The sequence below is a fragment of the Zhongshania marina genome (assembly GCF_002915595.1).
GTDB classification, from domain to species: domain Bacteria; phylum Pseudomonadota; class Gammaproteobacteria; order Pseudomonadales; family Spongiibacteraceae; genus Spongiibacter; species Spongiibacter marinus_B.
In genome coordinates, this window is record NZ_PQGG01000002.1 from 42,455 (window position 1) to 57,177 (window position 14,723).

15 protein-coding genes are annotated in these 14,723 nt (G+C 49.6%); 6 read left to right on the forward strand and 9 right to left on the reverse strand.

What is annotated here, in order from left to right; genetic code table 11:
* The first annotated feature begins 2 nt into the window (after positions 1-2).
* Together C0068_RS00255 and C0068_RS00260 are read left to right on the forward strand one after the other, a co-directional pair.
* On the forward strand, positions 3-323 hold the full coding sequence (locus C0068_RS00255; protein WP_103682489.1) for a 2Fe-2S iron-sulfur cluster-binding protein: 321 nt from the start codon (positions 3-5) through the stop codon (positions 321-323).
* 190 nt (positions 324-513) lie between these two features.
* Entirely contained in the window at positions 514-1,179 is a 666-nt protein-coding gene (locus C0068_RS00260) for a TetR family transcriptional regulator (protein ID WP_103682490.1), read from the forward strand.
* A 271-nt stretch (positions 1,180-1,450) separates the two neighbouring features.
* Here the strand turns inward: C0068_RS00260 and C0068_RS00265 are convergent, their stop codons facing one another.
* Positions 1,451-2,170, reverse strand: a complete 720-nt coding sequence (locus C0068_RS00265; RefSeq protein ID WP_199176069.1) for an SDR family NAD(P)-dependent oxidoreductase — start codon at positions 2,168-2,170, stop codon at positions 1,451-1,453.
* 232 nt (positions 2,171-2,402) lie between these two features.
* On the opposite strand from C0068_RS00265, the gene ppa reads away from it, so the two are divergent.
* A complete protein-coding gene (ppa, locus tag C0068_RS00270) occupies positions 2,403-2,930 on the forward strand; it encodes an inorganic diphosphatase (protein ID WP_103682492.1) in 528 nt (175 codons plus the stop codon).
* A gap of 146 nt (positions 2,931-3,076) precedes the next feature.
* Here ppa and C0068_RS00275 read toward each other — a convergent pair whose 3' ends face one another.
* The 3 genes from C0068_RS00275 to C0068_RS00285 all read right to left on the reverse strand — a co-directional run bounded on the left by C0068_RS00275 (position 3,077) and on the right by C0068_RS00285 (position 5,178).
* The gene (locus tag C0068_RS00275; protein WP_103682493.1) at positions 3,077-3,553 is read right to left on the reverse strand and encodes a hypothetical protein; all 477 of its coding nucleotides are present in this window, start codon (positions 3,551-3,553) and stop codon (positions 3,077-3,079) included.
* Positions 3,554-3,640: 87 nt separating this feature from the next.
* Positions 3,641-4,432: a serine O-acetyltransferase gene (gene cysE / locus C0068_RS00280; RefSeq protein ID WP_103682494.1), complete on the reverse strand. Its 792-nt coding sequence runs from the start codon at positions 4,430-4,432 to the stop codon at positions 3,641-3,643.
* The gene (locus tag C0068_RS00285; protein WP_103682495.1) at positions 4,429-5,178 is read right to left on the reverse strand and encodes a M15 family metallopeptidase; all 750 of its coding nucleotides are present in this window, start codon (positions 5,176-5,178) and stop codon (positions 4,429-4,431) included. The genes cysE and C0068_RS00285 overlap by 4 nt, the downstream gene beginning before the upstream one ends.
* 97 nt (positions 5,179-5,275) lie before the next feature.
* Here C0068_RS00285 and C0068_RS00290 point away from each other — a divergent pair, with 97 nt between their 5' ends.
* Complete coding sequence (locus C0068_RS00290; protein WP_199176070.1) at positions 5,276-6,319, forward strand: patatin-like phospholipase family protein; 1,044 nt, start codon at positions 5,276-5,278, stop codon at positions 6,317-6,319.
* 5 nt (positions 6,320-6,324) lie between these two features.
* Entirely contained in the window at positions 6,325-6,657 is a 333-nt protein-coding gene (locus C0068_RS00295) for a Rieske (2Fe-2S) protein (protein WP_103682496.1), read from the forward strand.
* An 18-nt stretch (positions 6,658-6,675) separates the two neighbouring features.
* On the opposite strand, the gene sfsA is transcribed toward C0068_RS00295, so the two are convergent.
* Positions 6,676-7,386 carry a DNA/RNA nuclease SfsA gene (sfsA, locus tag C0068_RS00300; protein ID WP_103682497.1) on the reverse strand — a complete coding sequence of 237 codons (711 nt, stop codon included), beginning with the start codon at positions 7,384-7,386 and terminating at the stop codon, positions 6,676-6,678.
* A 255-nt stretch (positions 7,387-7,641) separates the two neighbouring features.
* Here sfsA and C0068_RS00305 point away from each other — a divergent pair, with 255 nt between their 5' ends.
* A complete protein-coding gene (locus C0068_RS00305; protein ID WP_103682498.1) occupies positions 7,642-10,329 on the forward strand; it encodes an AsmA family protein in 2,688 nt (895 codons plus the stop codon).
* A gap of 8 nt (positions 10,330-10,337) precedes the next feature.
* Here C0068_RS00305 and C0068_RS00310 read toward each other — a convergent pair whose 3' ends face one another.
* The 4 genes from C0068_RS00310 to C0068_RS00325 form a co-directional block, all read right to left on the reverse strand.
* The gene (locus C0068_RS00310) at positions 10,338-11,414 is read right to left on the reverse strand and encodes a class I SAM-dependent methyltransferase (RefSeq protein ID WP_103682499.1); all 1,077 of its coding nucleotides are present in this window, start codon (positions 11,412-11,414) and stop codon (positions 10,338-10,340) included.
* Between the two features lie 88 nt (positions 11,415-11,502).
* Positions 11,503-12,219 carry a 16S rRNA pseudouridine(516) synthase RsuA gene (rsuA, locus tag C0068_RS00315; RefSeq protein ID WP_233208694.1) on the reverse strand — a complete coding sequence of 239 codons (717 nt, stop codon included), beginning with the start codon at positions 12,217-12,219 and terminating at the stop codon, positions 11,503-11,505.
* A 107-nt stretch (positions 12,220-12,326) separates the two neighbouring features.
* Positions 12,327-12,806 carry a hypothetical protein gene (locus C0068_RS00320; protein ID WP_103682500.1) on the reverse strand — a complete coding sequence of 160 codons (480 nt, stop codon included), beginning with the start codon at positions 12,804-12,806 and terminating at the stop codon, positions 12,327-12,329.
* 152 nt (positions 12,807-12,958) lie between these two features.
* Entirely contained in the window at positions 12,959-14,545 is a 1,587-nt protein-coding gene (locus C0068_RS00325) for a peptide chain release factor 3 (protein WP_103682501.1), read from the reverse strand.
* Positions 14,546-14,723 lie beyond the last annotated feature (178 nt).

A 14,723-nucleotide genomic window follows, 5' to 3' on the forward strand; every position in this document is an offset into this window, starting at 1 on the left:
CAATGCCTTTAATTATTTATAAATCTCACGATGGCAGCACCCAAGAAGTTCATGCGGAAGCTGGCACGAGCATTATGCAAGCCGCTGTAGACAACGGTATCGACGGCATTCTCGGTGAATGTGGCGGCTGCTGCAGCTGCGCTACTTGTCACTGCTATGTTGACCCAGCTTGGGTTGCCAAAGCTGGCGAGCCAGACAGCACCGAAAAAGACATGCTGGACTGCGTGCTAGAGCCTCAGGAAACAAGCCGCTTGAGCTGCCAAATTATTATTACTGACGAAATGGACGGCATGATTATCGCTATGCCCGAGTCTCAGTACTAATATCGAGACCTTTGGATAGGGCTTACATCTAAGCCCTATCTAGCCATCCCCCCATTTAGCTGCCTTTCTTCACCTCTAATATAGCTAAGCAAACAAAAACTAAGCGATCAGTTAAATTTATGCTAGGATCTGCATAAACCAGCCAACTTTTTGTTAATCACCGCTATTTATATTGGAAAAACAGGCCGATATGACCGTTGCCGTAAGCAAGCCCAAGCGTAAAACCGCCAAAAAACGAAATAACTCCAAAGACCAACTACTCAACGCCGCGAGCACCATACTCACCGAGCGCAATGCGATCGACATATCACTCAGTGATATCGCGGAGGCGTCAGGACTCAACTCGGCCCTAATCAAATACCATTTTGGCAATAAAGAAGGCCTGCTACTGGCGCTGGTTGAACGAGATGCCGCGTCAACACTTGGTTTGCTTGATCAACTGCTGGCTATGGATGTATCGCCCATACAAAAAGTGCGTTTACACGTTGCTGGCGTTGTTAAAACTTATGCCAAAGTCCCCTATTTAAACCGCCTTATTCACACCCTGATGGACAGCAAGGATCCCATTGTTGCCGAAGAAATGGTGAATTTTTTTGTGAAGCCCCTGCTCGAATCCCAAACCAAAATACTCGACGAGGGTTTGCAAGCCGGCATTTTTCATAAAATAGACCCGATGATGTTTTATTATTCCGTTATCGGCGCCTGCGACTATATTTTTTACGCCCGCCACTCACGCAAAATTGTCACCGGAAATTCCGAACTCACGCCAGAAATCCGCGACAAATATATTAATTTTGTCGCCGATACCATCCTCAAAACCCTTTGCATAGATTCAAATACAAGCATTAAGACCTAGGGAGCCTCTGCACAAGCGGGTAATATCTCAGCGGAGTCTTTGGGGCGTACTGGCAAGGCGACGCGCGAGGATCAAGGCTGGTTGTCCTTGATGAGTGCGGCAACGCCGTCCAGTGCGCTCCAAAGGCCCGCCCTCCGGGGCTTTACCTTAAAGCGCTCAGCTGCGTTGAAATTACTTGAAAGGCAACCAGCCTTCCTGCATAACGCCGCCTTGCTGAGCGCTTTAAGGCAAAGCCTGAGGTATCAACCGCTTGTGCAGAGGCTCCCCAGCGCTAACGCAACATCAAACCACCATCTACCACGATGCTCTGGCCGGTGATGTAGGCAGCTTCCGGAGAAGCTAAAAACATCACCGTTGCGGCGACCTCATCAGGCTTCCCCCATCGCCCAGCAGGTATCGAGCGTAAAATCTCGGCCTGCCGTGCTGTGTCACTTTTTGCCCAATCAATTATTTTTGTATCAATAAATCCCGGAGCCACCAAATTCACCCTTACGCCGCGGCTCACCCACTTATCGGCTATCGCTCGTGTGAAGCCCAATAAACCAGATTTACTGGCGGTATACGCAGGATAGTCCCGCAAGGCAATAAAACTCGCACTGGAACCAACATTGATGATCGCCCCCTTACGCTCGCACAGACGTTCATAAAAGCGATAACAGAGATCAACCACACTGTTTAAATTCACCTCAATGGTCCTTAAATACGTGCGATAATCGTACTCACCAAGCTCAGCGGAACCGGCGTTGTTTACCAATATATCGAGTGTCGAAAACGCCTCTGTAAGCCGCTGCCGACCCACATCTTCGGCCAAGTCTAATTGATGATAAACAAAATCAGATAAATCATTTCCATAATCCGCCGTACTAGCCCGCGTGCCGGTAATGTGGACCTCGGCACCTGCCTCAGCAAAGCCCCGCGCTATGGCGTAGCCAATACCCTGACTGCCACCAGTAACAAGCACTATTTTCTGGCTAAAATCGAACGTAATCACAACACACCTCGCTATAGAAAACCGCTCAAACGCGCAATGTATTGTAGTTTGTTTAATCGAACGATTAAACAAACTTAGCACCAAGCCATGCCACCACATTTATAGAATTAGCACAGCAAGTACACACCCCACCAGATTGAGCTGCGCCTGCCTTTGGTAATCCGCCACTACACAGTTTATAATCTGCGCAGATTTATCAACCCCAAAACACAATCTGAAACGGAAGCCCACAATGAGCTACAACCAAATTCCAGCTGGCAAAGATCTGCCAAACGACATCTACGTTGCCATCGAAATCCCTGCCAACAGCAGCCCAATCAAGTACGAAATCGAAAAAGAATTCGACGCACTGATGGTAGACCGCTTCATGGCAACCCCCATGTTCTACCCAGCTAATTATGGCTATATTCCAAACACCCTATCTGAAGACGGCGACGCACTGGATGTACTTGTTGTAACCCCATACCCAGTAGTACCAGGTTCAGTTATCCGCGCACGCCCTATCGGCATTTTGAACATGAGCGATGAAGCGGGTAAAGACGCTAAATTACTGGCAGTGCCACACGATAAATTGACCGTGTTATACCAAGACGTGAAAGAACCTTCTGACCTGCCTGAATTGCTAATCAAGCAAATTGAACATTTCTTTGAAAACTACAAAGATCTAGAGAAAGGCAAGTGGGTTAAAGTTGATGGCTGGGCTGGCAGCGAAGAAGCCAAAGCAGAAATCATGAAAGCAGCTGCGGCCTACAAAGGCTAAGCTACTTAGGCGGAGTCGTATTCACGACTCCGCCACCCTCCTCAAGCGCACCGTAAACCAACCTTAATATTTACTTTCAGGCATAAAAAAACGGCGCCTTTTCAGACCCCGTCTTTTACAATCCGCAGCTAAAAGCAGTAATTTGCCTAGGAAACCTTGGGCATCGCCTTTAGTAAGCGCTGATACAACTTAGTATTTTTACGAATCGATTTATGCTTAGCATAAGCCTCAACCGCTCGGTTCCACGCGTCGTCACTACCGTGGGCATTTAAAGAAAAACTGGTACACACGGTTTTGTTTTCAACTTTTGACGCCACACCAACTTGAAAAATAGGCGTTAAATTCCCGCTCTTCTCAGTTTTCAATAAATAGCTAATACCCCGCACAGTGCCGTCACTTTTAAAGCAGCGATCCTCTTTGGTTTCATCTAAATAACGCTGCTGTTCAGCTTCTAACACCGCGTCGCGGGCCAGCGCCTCTTTCTCAACGTCATTTTTCTGCTTACCTTCAAGGCGCGCGCCGCCGGTTTTCAGCGAGAAATACTCCTGATACAACTTGCCCGCCACGGTACGGCGCACCCTATACCCATAGAATGCTTTGTTATCCAGTAGTTTAACGCTCACACTAACCTCGCTTTATATAGTTCCGTCACTATAGCTCAAAATATAACATATGTAACACAATAAATCTGACGCAATAACCTAGCTGCGCTAACTTTCGTCACTGATGTTCTGATCCATATTTAATGCCGGAAGTTCCGCAGACAATGCACCTACCTGCTTCGCCGGAACACCCGCCACTGTGGAGTGTGCAGCCACATCACTGACCACCACACTTCCGGCCGCAATTTTTGCACCGTCACCCACTACAATTGGTCCAAGAACCTTTGCCCCGGCACTGATCAGCACCCCGTCACAAATACGCGGATGACGCGGCCCCTGCCCACTCCCGCAACCACCCAAGGTCACCGAGTGCAGCATAGAGACATTGTTACCCACCACCGCCGTTTCGCCGATAACCAAACCAGTGGCGTGATCCACCATAACCCCGCTACCAATTACCGCGGCGGGATGAATATCGACATCAAACACACTGGCAATACGATTCTGCAAAAACAAAGCCAGTGATTCGCGGCCTTGTAGCCACAGCCAGTGGGCTATTCTATATGCTTGAATTGCCTGAAAACCCTTAAAGTACAAAAACGGCATACCGTAGTGATCACAGGCTGGGTCGCGCTCAAAATGGGCGCAGATATCCCGCGCCGCCGCATTAACAATGCTGTCATCGCTGGCAAACGCTTCATTAAACACATCTCTGATCAACATTGCCGGTACTGAATCACAATCTAGCTTAGCTGCGATGTGAAAACTTAAAGCACCGGCAAAACTCGTGTGATTTAAAATACTGGCGTGATAGAAACTTGCCAATACCGGCTCATTACGGCCGTATTCCCGAGCTTCGGCGGTCATTGCTGACCAAAGTTCGCTTACAGATAAACTCATAACGGCTCCCGACCGTTTAGGGCTTGCGCATGAGCCGGCGGATAGCAACTCGTCGGCACTGCGATATAGCGCTGATAAATATTAGGCAATTCTTTTAAGACGACATCTCTCAAACGTAGATCCGCTTGCTGCTGCAATGCTTCGTGAAGTAGCTCGGCCTGCATCGCAACGTCGCACTCAGCCGCCAAGGGCGCATAGCTTAAATGCCAGCGTTCTGGTGCAATCCCACCGCGATCAACATTATAAGGCCTAAAAAACCCTTCGCCGCGCCCCGCCGCAAACTCGCCATCTAGCCACTTATGCATGGGGCCAAATACCCCCGCATCCGCCACCTCCTCAGGGGTCAATTGCACACGGTAATCCGCAGGCACAGCGGCGGCGTCATATACATCAACATCGCTACCCCAATGATGACGAGAGGCACCGGGTAAGGCCGACCAACGCAATATTGCGGCAATTAATTCTGGCTCAGACAAACTAGCCCAATCTAATACCTGCCCCGCATCATCTAAAAGCTGGCGCTGCCCCGCCGCCTTGGCATTCCAAATAGCTAGCTGGCGATCAAAACTGCGAAAACCACTCCCTACTCTAAGATCAAAACCCGCTTTGGCCGCAGATGCCTTAAGCGCGGTTAAGGGGGCGACAATCTCCTGATGAACTGGCACTCCGTCCAATGAGCTCATCACCAACTCGTCTCGGCCCAGCAGTAAATCTCTGCTGATATTGTAGCGATTAGTGTTTAACATTTTTTAGGTACAAATTATTCCTGCGGTTGAGTTGTCACCAGTCGTGGCATCATACTACCGACAATTGATCGACGTTGAAATTCCGGAGTAACACAAGTTGGAAGACGCCTCACTAGGTAACAAGAAAATCGCCTTGGCGCTAGGTAGCGGCTCAGCACGAGGCATGGCCCACATTGGCGTTATTCAGCGCCTCGGTGAATTAGGTATTCAACCGGACATTATTTGCGGCACCTCAATTGGCTCCGTTATCGCCGGATGCTACCTCACCGGTAAATTAGAGCATTTCACCGATTGGATACAATCACTCAGCACCACCCAAGTGCTGCACTATATGAGCGTTAGCCTCACAGCAACAGGTGGTGTTGCCCACGCAACGCGCCTAATCGAATTCTTTATCAACGAATACGGCAACCCCGATATCGAAGATTTAAACATGCCCTTCGCCGCCGTCGCCACCGACTTAATGCGGGGTCGCGAAGTATGGCTGCAACGCGGCCCCCTATGGGACGCGGTTCGCGCCTCAATGGCAATACCTGGCATTCTCACACCGGTTGCCTTTGGCAACTCATGGTTGGTTGACGGCGGCTTAGTAAACCCTGTTCCTGTATCTGTATGTCGCGCTCTTGGCGCCGACATCATTATCGGCGTTGACCTTAATAGCGACCTAGTGGGACGTCAAAAGGTCCTCACCGATGCCAAAGCACCGGCGAATGAGGAAACCATCGAAGAAGAGGAATCTGAAGACGAGGAGCTACTGCCAGAAGAGGCCGAAGACGACCCCTTTTTAGGCGCCGCATTCAGCCGCTTTGCAAATTCAATAAAAGAAGCGGCGAGTAATTTCCGTAGCAGCGACACCGAGAAAAAGCCCGAACCGCCAGGCACTATGAGCGTCATGATGAGTGCTATCAATATTATGCAGGACCGTATTACCCGCAGCCGACTCGCCGGCGAACCCGCCGACATTATGCTGTGGCCGCGCCTTGGTCATATTGGCTTATTGGAATTCAGCAGCGCCGCAGAGGCCATTGTTGAGGGCCGTGATGCAGTTGACCGGATGTTGCCTGCGATTCGCCACGCTTTCATGAGCGAGGGCGACGACCGGATGCTAAACGCGATACCTCAAACACCGCCAATTACTTAGATTTTATGCTGACACTTTGCTCACTAAACGACATCCCCGAGCCCGGTTCCAAGGGCTTTAAATTTCCGGACAAATCACTCTTTGCCGTGCGTGCAAGGGGTGAGGTTTTTGTTTACCAAAACAGCTGCCCTCACCTTGGTATTGAATTGAACTGGCAGGAAGATCAATTTCTCGATTACGACGACTCCCTCATTCAATGCGCTACCCATGGCGCACTATTCATTATTGAATCGGGGGAGTGCATTGCTGGCCCCTGTCACGGTAAGGCCCTAAAAAAACTCGGCAGCAAAATAGAAAATGGTTATGTGGTACTCACAGAGGAACAAGTGCAAAACTAATCGCCTACGAGCGCGAACTCATACCACCACGGGAATCCGATCAGCTAGCACAAGCTCTTTCTCACTAATCTGCGCCTTGTAGGCGAGTACTTCCAAACCCTCATTTACCGCATTTTTTAAGGCCTGCGCGTACCGTGGGTCAATCTCAGATGCCGGTCGAACGCGTCTAATATCCTCGTGAAGCACCGCAAACAATAACACCACCCTCGCGCCATCCCGCTTGAGTTGCAGTAACTCGTCTATATGTTTGAGTGCCCGTGCGCTAACCGCATCGGGAAAAGCACCAAGGCCATCGCCACAATGCAGGGTCACAGACTTAACCTCTACATAGCAGTCGGGCTCAGCTTCACGGCTATCTGTCAGGAAAAAATCAATTCTGCTACCAGAGGCTAAGCGCTTCTCAGCTTGGCACTCAGCATAGCTTGCCAGCGGGGCTATTCGCGATGTCGCCAATGCCTCGTTAACTAAGGCATTGGCGCGGGCCGAATGAATACAAATCATCCCACCAAGTTCACTTTCCACTAGCTCCCATGTATAAGCATACTTACGCTTGGGATTGTGGTTATTCAACAGCCATACTCGGCTATCTGGCAGTGCGCAACCGGTCATCGCACCGGTATTAGGGCAATGCACGGTAATTTCCTCACCACTCTCCAGAAGCACATCGGCCAAAAAGCGTTTATATCGTTTTAACAATCGCCCACGCTGTAAATTTTCAGGCCACTTCACACAGTACTCCAGCAAACATCATCATTATCTTTTACCTGTAAAAACCGCAGTATTATCGCGCCCTATCATACCCCATACCGCCGCCTTCGAATGGCCGTCTACCCCCCACAAGCGGTACCATCTCTAGCCCAGCAATGTTAATGTAAGGCCATTCGTCATCTGCAATCCGCCGCGCAATCAAGCACTAAGATTTAAGCGGTATTCAGGCAACACCCTAGCGCCGTGACAATACGGAGCCGGAAAAGAGTATTCATTGTGATCAAGAAGTTTTTACTAGGCCTAGGCCTAATTATTGGCATTATTGTATTGGTGATCAGCATTGCCCTTATTCAACCGCATTTACTTCGTGGATTGATAGGCACTGGCGCCCAACGCTTTGCCGGCTTAGATATAGAAATTTCTGACATCCAATCACACCTCAATCCACTACGCTTTGAAATTAGTGGCCTGCAAATTAATAATCCCGAGTGGCCACAGCCAGAGCTGCTCGCCCTTGGCGATATCACCATCGCCCTAACAGAAAGCCCCTTCAGCCATAAAGCTTTTTGGGAATTAAGTGCTAAAAAATTAGTTATTAATGTTGCGCAAAATGAGGCCGGCGAACTGAACTGGATTAGCAGTAAATTAAAATCCGCAGAAGAAATGCCCAGCCCAGAAGAAATCGACAAGGGGCCAATACTCCCCGGCGATTTTAATTTTAATCGCATCGCCATTAACGAAGTTACCTTGAACTGGCGCGACAAAAAAGATAATGAAAGCCAAATTTATCTGCCGGAGCTAAGGGCAGAGCGCATCGAAGCCGGCAATGGCGACTTCTATATTGGCCTCGATTATCTCGAACAACATATCGAACTACACAGCGCGATCACGCTATTCGATCCGCTGCAAGGCATACTTGCTTACGACCTATCACTGCACCACAAAGACGTAGACATCAAAAGTAAGGGCAAGCTGTATCTTAGTCCGAACTTAGCCGGCAGTACGCTATCCTTAAATCTCGATCTACGTAGCGCCGACGCCCTTGGCAAACTGGCGAATACCGAACTTCCAGAACTACCCATCACAAAGCTATCTACAAATATCGCTATCACACCGAACTACGAACTAAGCGACATCGTTCTTGAACTCAACGACAGTAAAATAAAAGGCGATATTAAGATCGACGCGGAGACCTCCGCGGTAAAAGCAACACTGCGCTCAGCCAATTTAGATATCGATAGCCTCTTACCCGCAAAAAGCGAATCCGAGACAGACGATACAAGCAAAGCAACAGGCGCAAGCAGCACGACAAAGGAGAGCAAAGACGAAGATGCCATAGACTGGGCCTGGCTCAACGACACCGACGTACAAGTCAATCTCGACATTAAAAAACTTAGCCTTATGGGCTGGGAGTTAAATGGCCTGAAGTCAGATATCGCCGTTAAAAATCCCATCAAACTCACATTAAGTGCCACCCAAATTGTCGAGCTAGCAAGCAAACGTGAAATCACGGATTTCTCCACAGATATTAGCCTAGAGCCCCTCGCGGAAAGCACCAGCGGCAGCGACGCCAAGGTGTCAATCACAGCCAAGCAGCAAGGCATTAGCGCCGAGGCTTCTGGCACGGTTAATTTAAACGGGATTGCGGATACAGAATTTGACCTTAAAGCCGATGCGGAAAAAAGTCTGGAGGTCTGGAAACTAGCGCTACTTCCCTGGCAAGAGGCCGGCCCTCTAGCAATTAACGTAGCCATAAAAACCACTGCAGACAGCTATGCCGTAAAGGGTAGTAGCCGCCTCGGGGAGCAAAGTACGGACTTAGATCTTAATTTTACCCCCGCCAACACCCCAGACGACATATCGAATTTGAAGGGCACACTATCGCTGCGGAAAATTGATTTAGCCTTTCTCAACCCGCCCGCCGATGCATCCAAAACGGAAGAAAAACCTAAGCCCACCAAATCATCCAAGAAAAAGCTCATCAGCGACGAGCCCATCGCTTTTGACTCGCTAAAGTCCGTTAACGCTGAGTTACAAATTCAACTTGAAGACATCGACACCGGCTACAACCGCATAAGCAAAGCGAAATTCAAACCAACCGTAAAAAATGGCCTGCTTAAACTCAAAGACACGACCGTGAATTTTGACGGCGGTGAAGCCAAAATCGCCCTCACTTTAGATGCGGCCAAAGCTATCCCTGAGTTGGATATAAAATTCAGCGTCGATGCCGATGACTACGGCAAGCTTGGTCTAGACAAGGCGGCGGGGATCAATCAAGGCACAGGGCGCATTCGTTTTGACGCCGACAGCAAAGGCCTAAGCCCCCATCAATTTGCCGCCAATATGAATGCAACATTAGATATAAAAATTACTGATTTAGTCGCACAGGGCAATGCGCTGAATCTCATTGGCTCCGACGTGCTTAGTGAAACCATAGACAAACTCAATCCCTTTTCCGAAAAGAAAACCCGCACCGATATCGAATGTGTTGCCGTTCACTTCAAAGGTAGCGAGGGCAAGTTTGTCAGTAATGACGGTATCGCTTTAGAAACCGAACAAACTAAAATTATCGGCACCGGAAATATTGATATCGGCAAGGAAGAATTTTTACTCGGCGTATCCCCCATTGCCCGTACCGGCGTGGGAATAAATGTTGGCGCAGCAGCCAGCTTAGTAAGGCTTGGGGGAAGCTTTAGCAAACCCAAAATAGTCGCCGATCCAGCGGGAATGTTTACCTCAGGCTTGTCTACCGGCGCCGCGATTTATACCGGCGGCTTATCGCTATTAGCACAGGGCTTACTCAAACGCGCCATTTATGCCGGCAGTGCCTGCGACGGCGATATTGACGACATCCCAACCGTTGAGGAATTACCTGAAGAGATCCTCAACCCTGTCGCGCCAGATGGTCAAATACCTCAGCAAAATACGCCCGCGCCGACTACACAAATACCTACAAGTAACTAAAGCTAGGATTATTTCTGTAAGCACAGGACCTTAAAGCCGTCCTGCTCACACAGCAGTTCGCAGGCCTGAAACAGGCCTTGGGCTTTACGCTCAAGGGGTATAAATTGATTCACGACAAACAGCGCTCGCCCCTTTTTAGCTAGCAGGCGGTGGCTTGCCGCCAAAAAGCGATCTGTCAGCGATCCCGCCACCGCAAAGCCTTGATGAAATGGTGGATTGCATAAGACCGCATCAACAGGGCCTTGTATACCAGCAGCGCAATCTGCCAATACTAACTCTGCATTTAAGCCGTGTACGTCACAGTTCTTGCGCGCGGCCAATATCGCACTGGCATTATTGTCGGTTAGCAACCACTCCGCATCAGCTAACTGCTGTGCCGCCATGACCGAGATATATCCATAACCACAGCCTAAGTCCGCAACACGGCTTGGCTGAGTTTCAAACATGTTTAAAAATGTGTGCAAATGTTCAATAAGTAGCGCACTTCCGCGATCTTGTTTTTGCCAACCAAACACGCCCGGTTTGCTAAATAATTGCGGGGCTTGGGCGATCTCTCTAATCAGCGTGTATTGGCTATCGTCCAGCAAGCTACTGGGTTCCTGCTGTTTAATAATTGTTGCGAGGTAGGCGCCACCGTCCTGCTTTTTAATATCGGCGTTAGTGCCTAACAGCGCGGCGGCCTTTTTTGCGTAGTTATGTAGGCCATCATTTTTATGGCCACTGAGTAGCAAGCTGCCCCCTGTTGGCAGGGCTTGCAGGGCCTGATTAATGAGGTAGTGGACAATGGCTTTTTCTTTAGACACGCGATAACACACCGTGCTCGGCTGCACGGCATCGACGGGAATATCAAAATCTCCCAGCTCCACGTTAAAACCGCCGGCGCGCAGCTGATCCGCAATATCACAGCGATTAGTGAAGCTTTGCCAATCTGACTGTGCATGGGGGAGTGGCATATCCGCTATATGTTCGTCTGCAAACCACCATACCGGCGACACCAAAGATGAAAACTGCCGATACAGCGCAGTTAAGGCGGTATCTGTCGCAGCCCCCTCTCCCGCGCTGGCGCCAACTCGTGATTTAGGCATAGTTCTTTTTTTCCTGCTTGGCAATGTTTAACAAGGCACCCATTGCATATGTTGATTCTTGGGTCAGCAAACCCGTATCGTTTTTAAGCTAGTGCCCAACGCTGGCAATTTCGTCGGCGCTTAAGGCGCGATACTCACCTTCAGCCAAGCTGCTGTCTAGGCTGATCTCGCCAATCGCTTCGCGGTGTAAGCGGGTCACTGCATTGCCCTCAGCGCCAAACATGCGTTTCACTTGGTGGTAGCGCCCCTCACAGATTTTAAGCCGCGCACGACAATCGTCGATGATGCTCAGCTCAGCGGGCAGGGTTCGCGCCTTATCATCTTTTAAAAACACGCCACGAGCGAAGTGCTCAATGCAACGCTCGGCAATCGGCTCTGCCGTTTCTACATAATAGGTTTTCCAGCATTTGCGCTGAGGTGAGGTAATAGCATGCGACCAATTCCCGTCGTCTGTCAGCAACACCAGCCCTGTGGTATCAATATCTAGCCGCCCTGCCACATGCAAACGCTCCGGATTATCTTCATCCATTAGATCCAGCACCGTCGAATGCCGACGATCGCGGGCCGCACAAACATAGCCCTGCGGCTTATTTAACATTAAATAGCGCGGCCCTATAGCCCGCAAGCTCGCCCCCATAAGGGTGACATCTGCGGTGGCGGGAATTAGCTGCGAAGGGTCTGTTACCGCACGGCCATCGACGGCAATATCGCCTGATTTAATCAGTTTTTTTGCGTCGCTGCGGGAATAGTCAGTCACGCTGGCCAAATAGCGATCCAGACGGATGGGCTTACTGGGGGTATTCACAAATCCAAGCACTCTTAAACAATGCCGGTATTGTCGGGTAAGTGCTTCAAGCAGGCAATAAAAAAGGGCCGATAAGGCCCTTTCCTTTAGCGTTGCAAACCTCAGTTTTACTGAGCTTCTGCACCCGCTTCAACATTTGCATTAACCTTAATATTGGTCAGGCTACGCAGTGCTGATTTTTTCTCTTCTAGTTTAGCTTTTGCTTCTGCTTTAGCCGCTGCGCGCTCTTCAGCACGAGCTTCTGCGTCTGCTTTAGCCTGAGCCTCACGCTCTGCTTTAGCCGCTTTGCGCTCTGCTTTTTCAGCTTCGGCTTTTGCCTTCATCTCTTCGCGCTTAGCTTTTGCTTCGGCTTTTTTCTCGTCCAGGTCAGCCTTCATAGACTCGCGCTTGGCGTCAGCATTTGCTTTTGCTTCCGCTGCTTTCTCGTCGATGTTGGTGTCAACACTAACATTGGCTTCCGCTTTTGCTTCTGACTTAGAGTCACCGCCACCCAAGCCCAGACGGCTTAAGAAACTACCTTCAGCAGCCATAACACTGCCACTTAAGCCAACTAATGTCGCCGCAATTACGATGTCTTTCATTTTCATGGTGTTTTATTCCCCGTTTGAATTGTCGTACCTGTTATGTGCTATCCATTGTAGGGAAGCATTCTTCTGTGACAAGTATTCAATCACGTAATTTTCACCGCAACTTTTTGAAATAATCACGGTCGTGTTCAGCTTAGAGTCAGCTTTGCCGCCTAATGCTCTCGGGTTGCTCTAAAGCGTACTTCTGGGTGACGCTCCTCGGTAAGGGCTAAATTAACTCGGGTTGGAGCCAGGTAGGTTAAATGCCCACCGCCGTCCAATGCCAAGTTCTCAGCGCACTTACGCTTAAATTCCTCAAATTTCTTAGGATCTTCACAGTCTACCCAGCGCGCGGTATACACATTAATGGGCTCGTACAGGGCCTCCACCTTGTATTCATCCTTTAGGCGATAGGCAACCACGTCAAACTGCAGGGTTCCGACCGCACCAACAATCAGGTCGCTATTGCGCTGGGGCATAAATACCTGTGTAGAGCCCTCTTCTGAAAGCTGCTGCAAGCCCTTTTGCAATTGTTTTGACTTTAAGGGGTCGCGCAGGCGAATGCGGCGGAACAGCTCCGGCGCAAAATGAGGAATACCAGTGAATTTGAGATCCTCACCTTCGGTAAAGGTGTCGCCGATCTGAATAGTGCCGTGATTGTGCAAACCGATTATATCGCCCGACACCGCCTCGTCGAGCAGCTCTCGATCACCGGCGAGAAAGCTCACTGCGTCGGCAATTTTAATGTCTTTGCCAATCCGCACGTGACGCATTTTCATGCCCTTGCGATAGGTACCCGAGCAGACCCGCATAAAGGCAATGCGGTCACGATGCTTAGGGTCCATATTGGCTTGAATCTTAAAAATAAATCCCGCAAACACGTCTTCCTTGGCGTCTACTTCGCGCTGATCCGTCGCCCTATTTAGTGGCGCAGGTGCCCATTCGACAAAACCGTCGAGCATTTCGCGAACACCGAAATTAGACAGTGCGGTACCAAAATACACCGGCGTCATTTTGCCGTTCAAATACTCCTCAAGATTAAATTCGTGGCTAGCACCGCGCACTAACTCAATCTCGTCTAAATAATTCTCGTACTCGTCATCCAACAAGGCCTTCGCTTCAGCGCTTTCTAAGCCCTGAATCTGTATATCTTCCGCCACTACCGAACCCTTGCCGGCTTGGAATACATGAATGACATCGGTGTAAAGATTATAGACACCCTTAAACTCCCGCCCCATGCCAATCGGCCAGTTGATCGGCGCGGCGGCAATACCTAAGACGCTTTCGACCTCATCAAGCAGTTCTATAGGGTCGCGAATATCCCTATCCATTTTGTTCACAAAGCTAAGAATCGGAGTATCCCGCAGGCGACACACATTCATTAATTTTATGGTTCGATCCTCGACACCCTTCGCACCGTCGATAATCATCAGCGCCGAGTCCACCGCCGTCAGTGTGCGGTAAGTATCCTCAGAGAAATCCTCGTGACCGGGGGTATCCAACAAGTTCACGACCCGACCTTTATAGGGAAACTGCATCACCGACGAAGTAACCGAAATACCGCGCTCCTTTTCCAGACTCATCCAGTCTGAGGTTGCAGCGCGGTCGTTTTTCTTGCCTTTAACCGTACCCGCCACCTGTATCAACTGCCCCAGCAGAATCAACTTCTCGGTAATTGTGGTTTTACCAGCATCGGGGTGGGAAATAATCGCAAAGGTTCTGCGCTTGGCGATTTCCTGCTTTAAAGGTGAAATAGACATTGGTGTGGGTCTTCTAACTAAGCTAATTTATGCAGCACCAAGATGGCCGCAACTGTACGAGGCGTGAGTTTAAAGGAGTTGGGCGGTGCTTGCACTACCGGACGGTGGAAAGCGAGCAAATACAGCCGGAAATCAATAATCAACATTTAAACACCTCAAAGCGCTAGTATTTACTGAT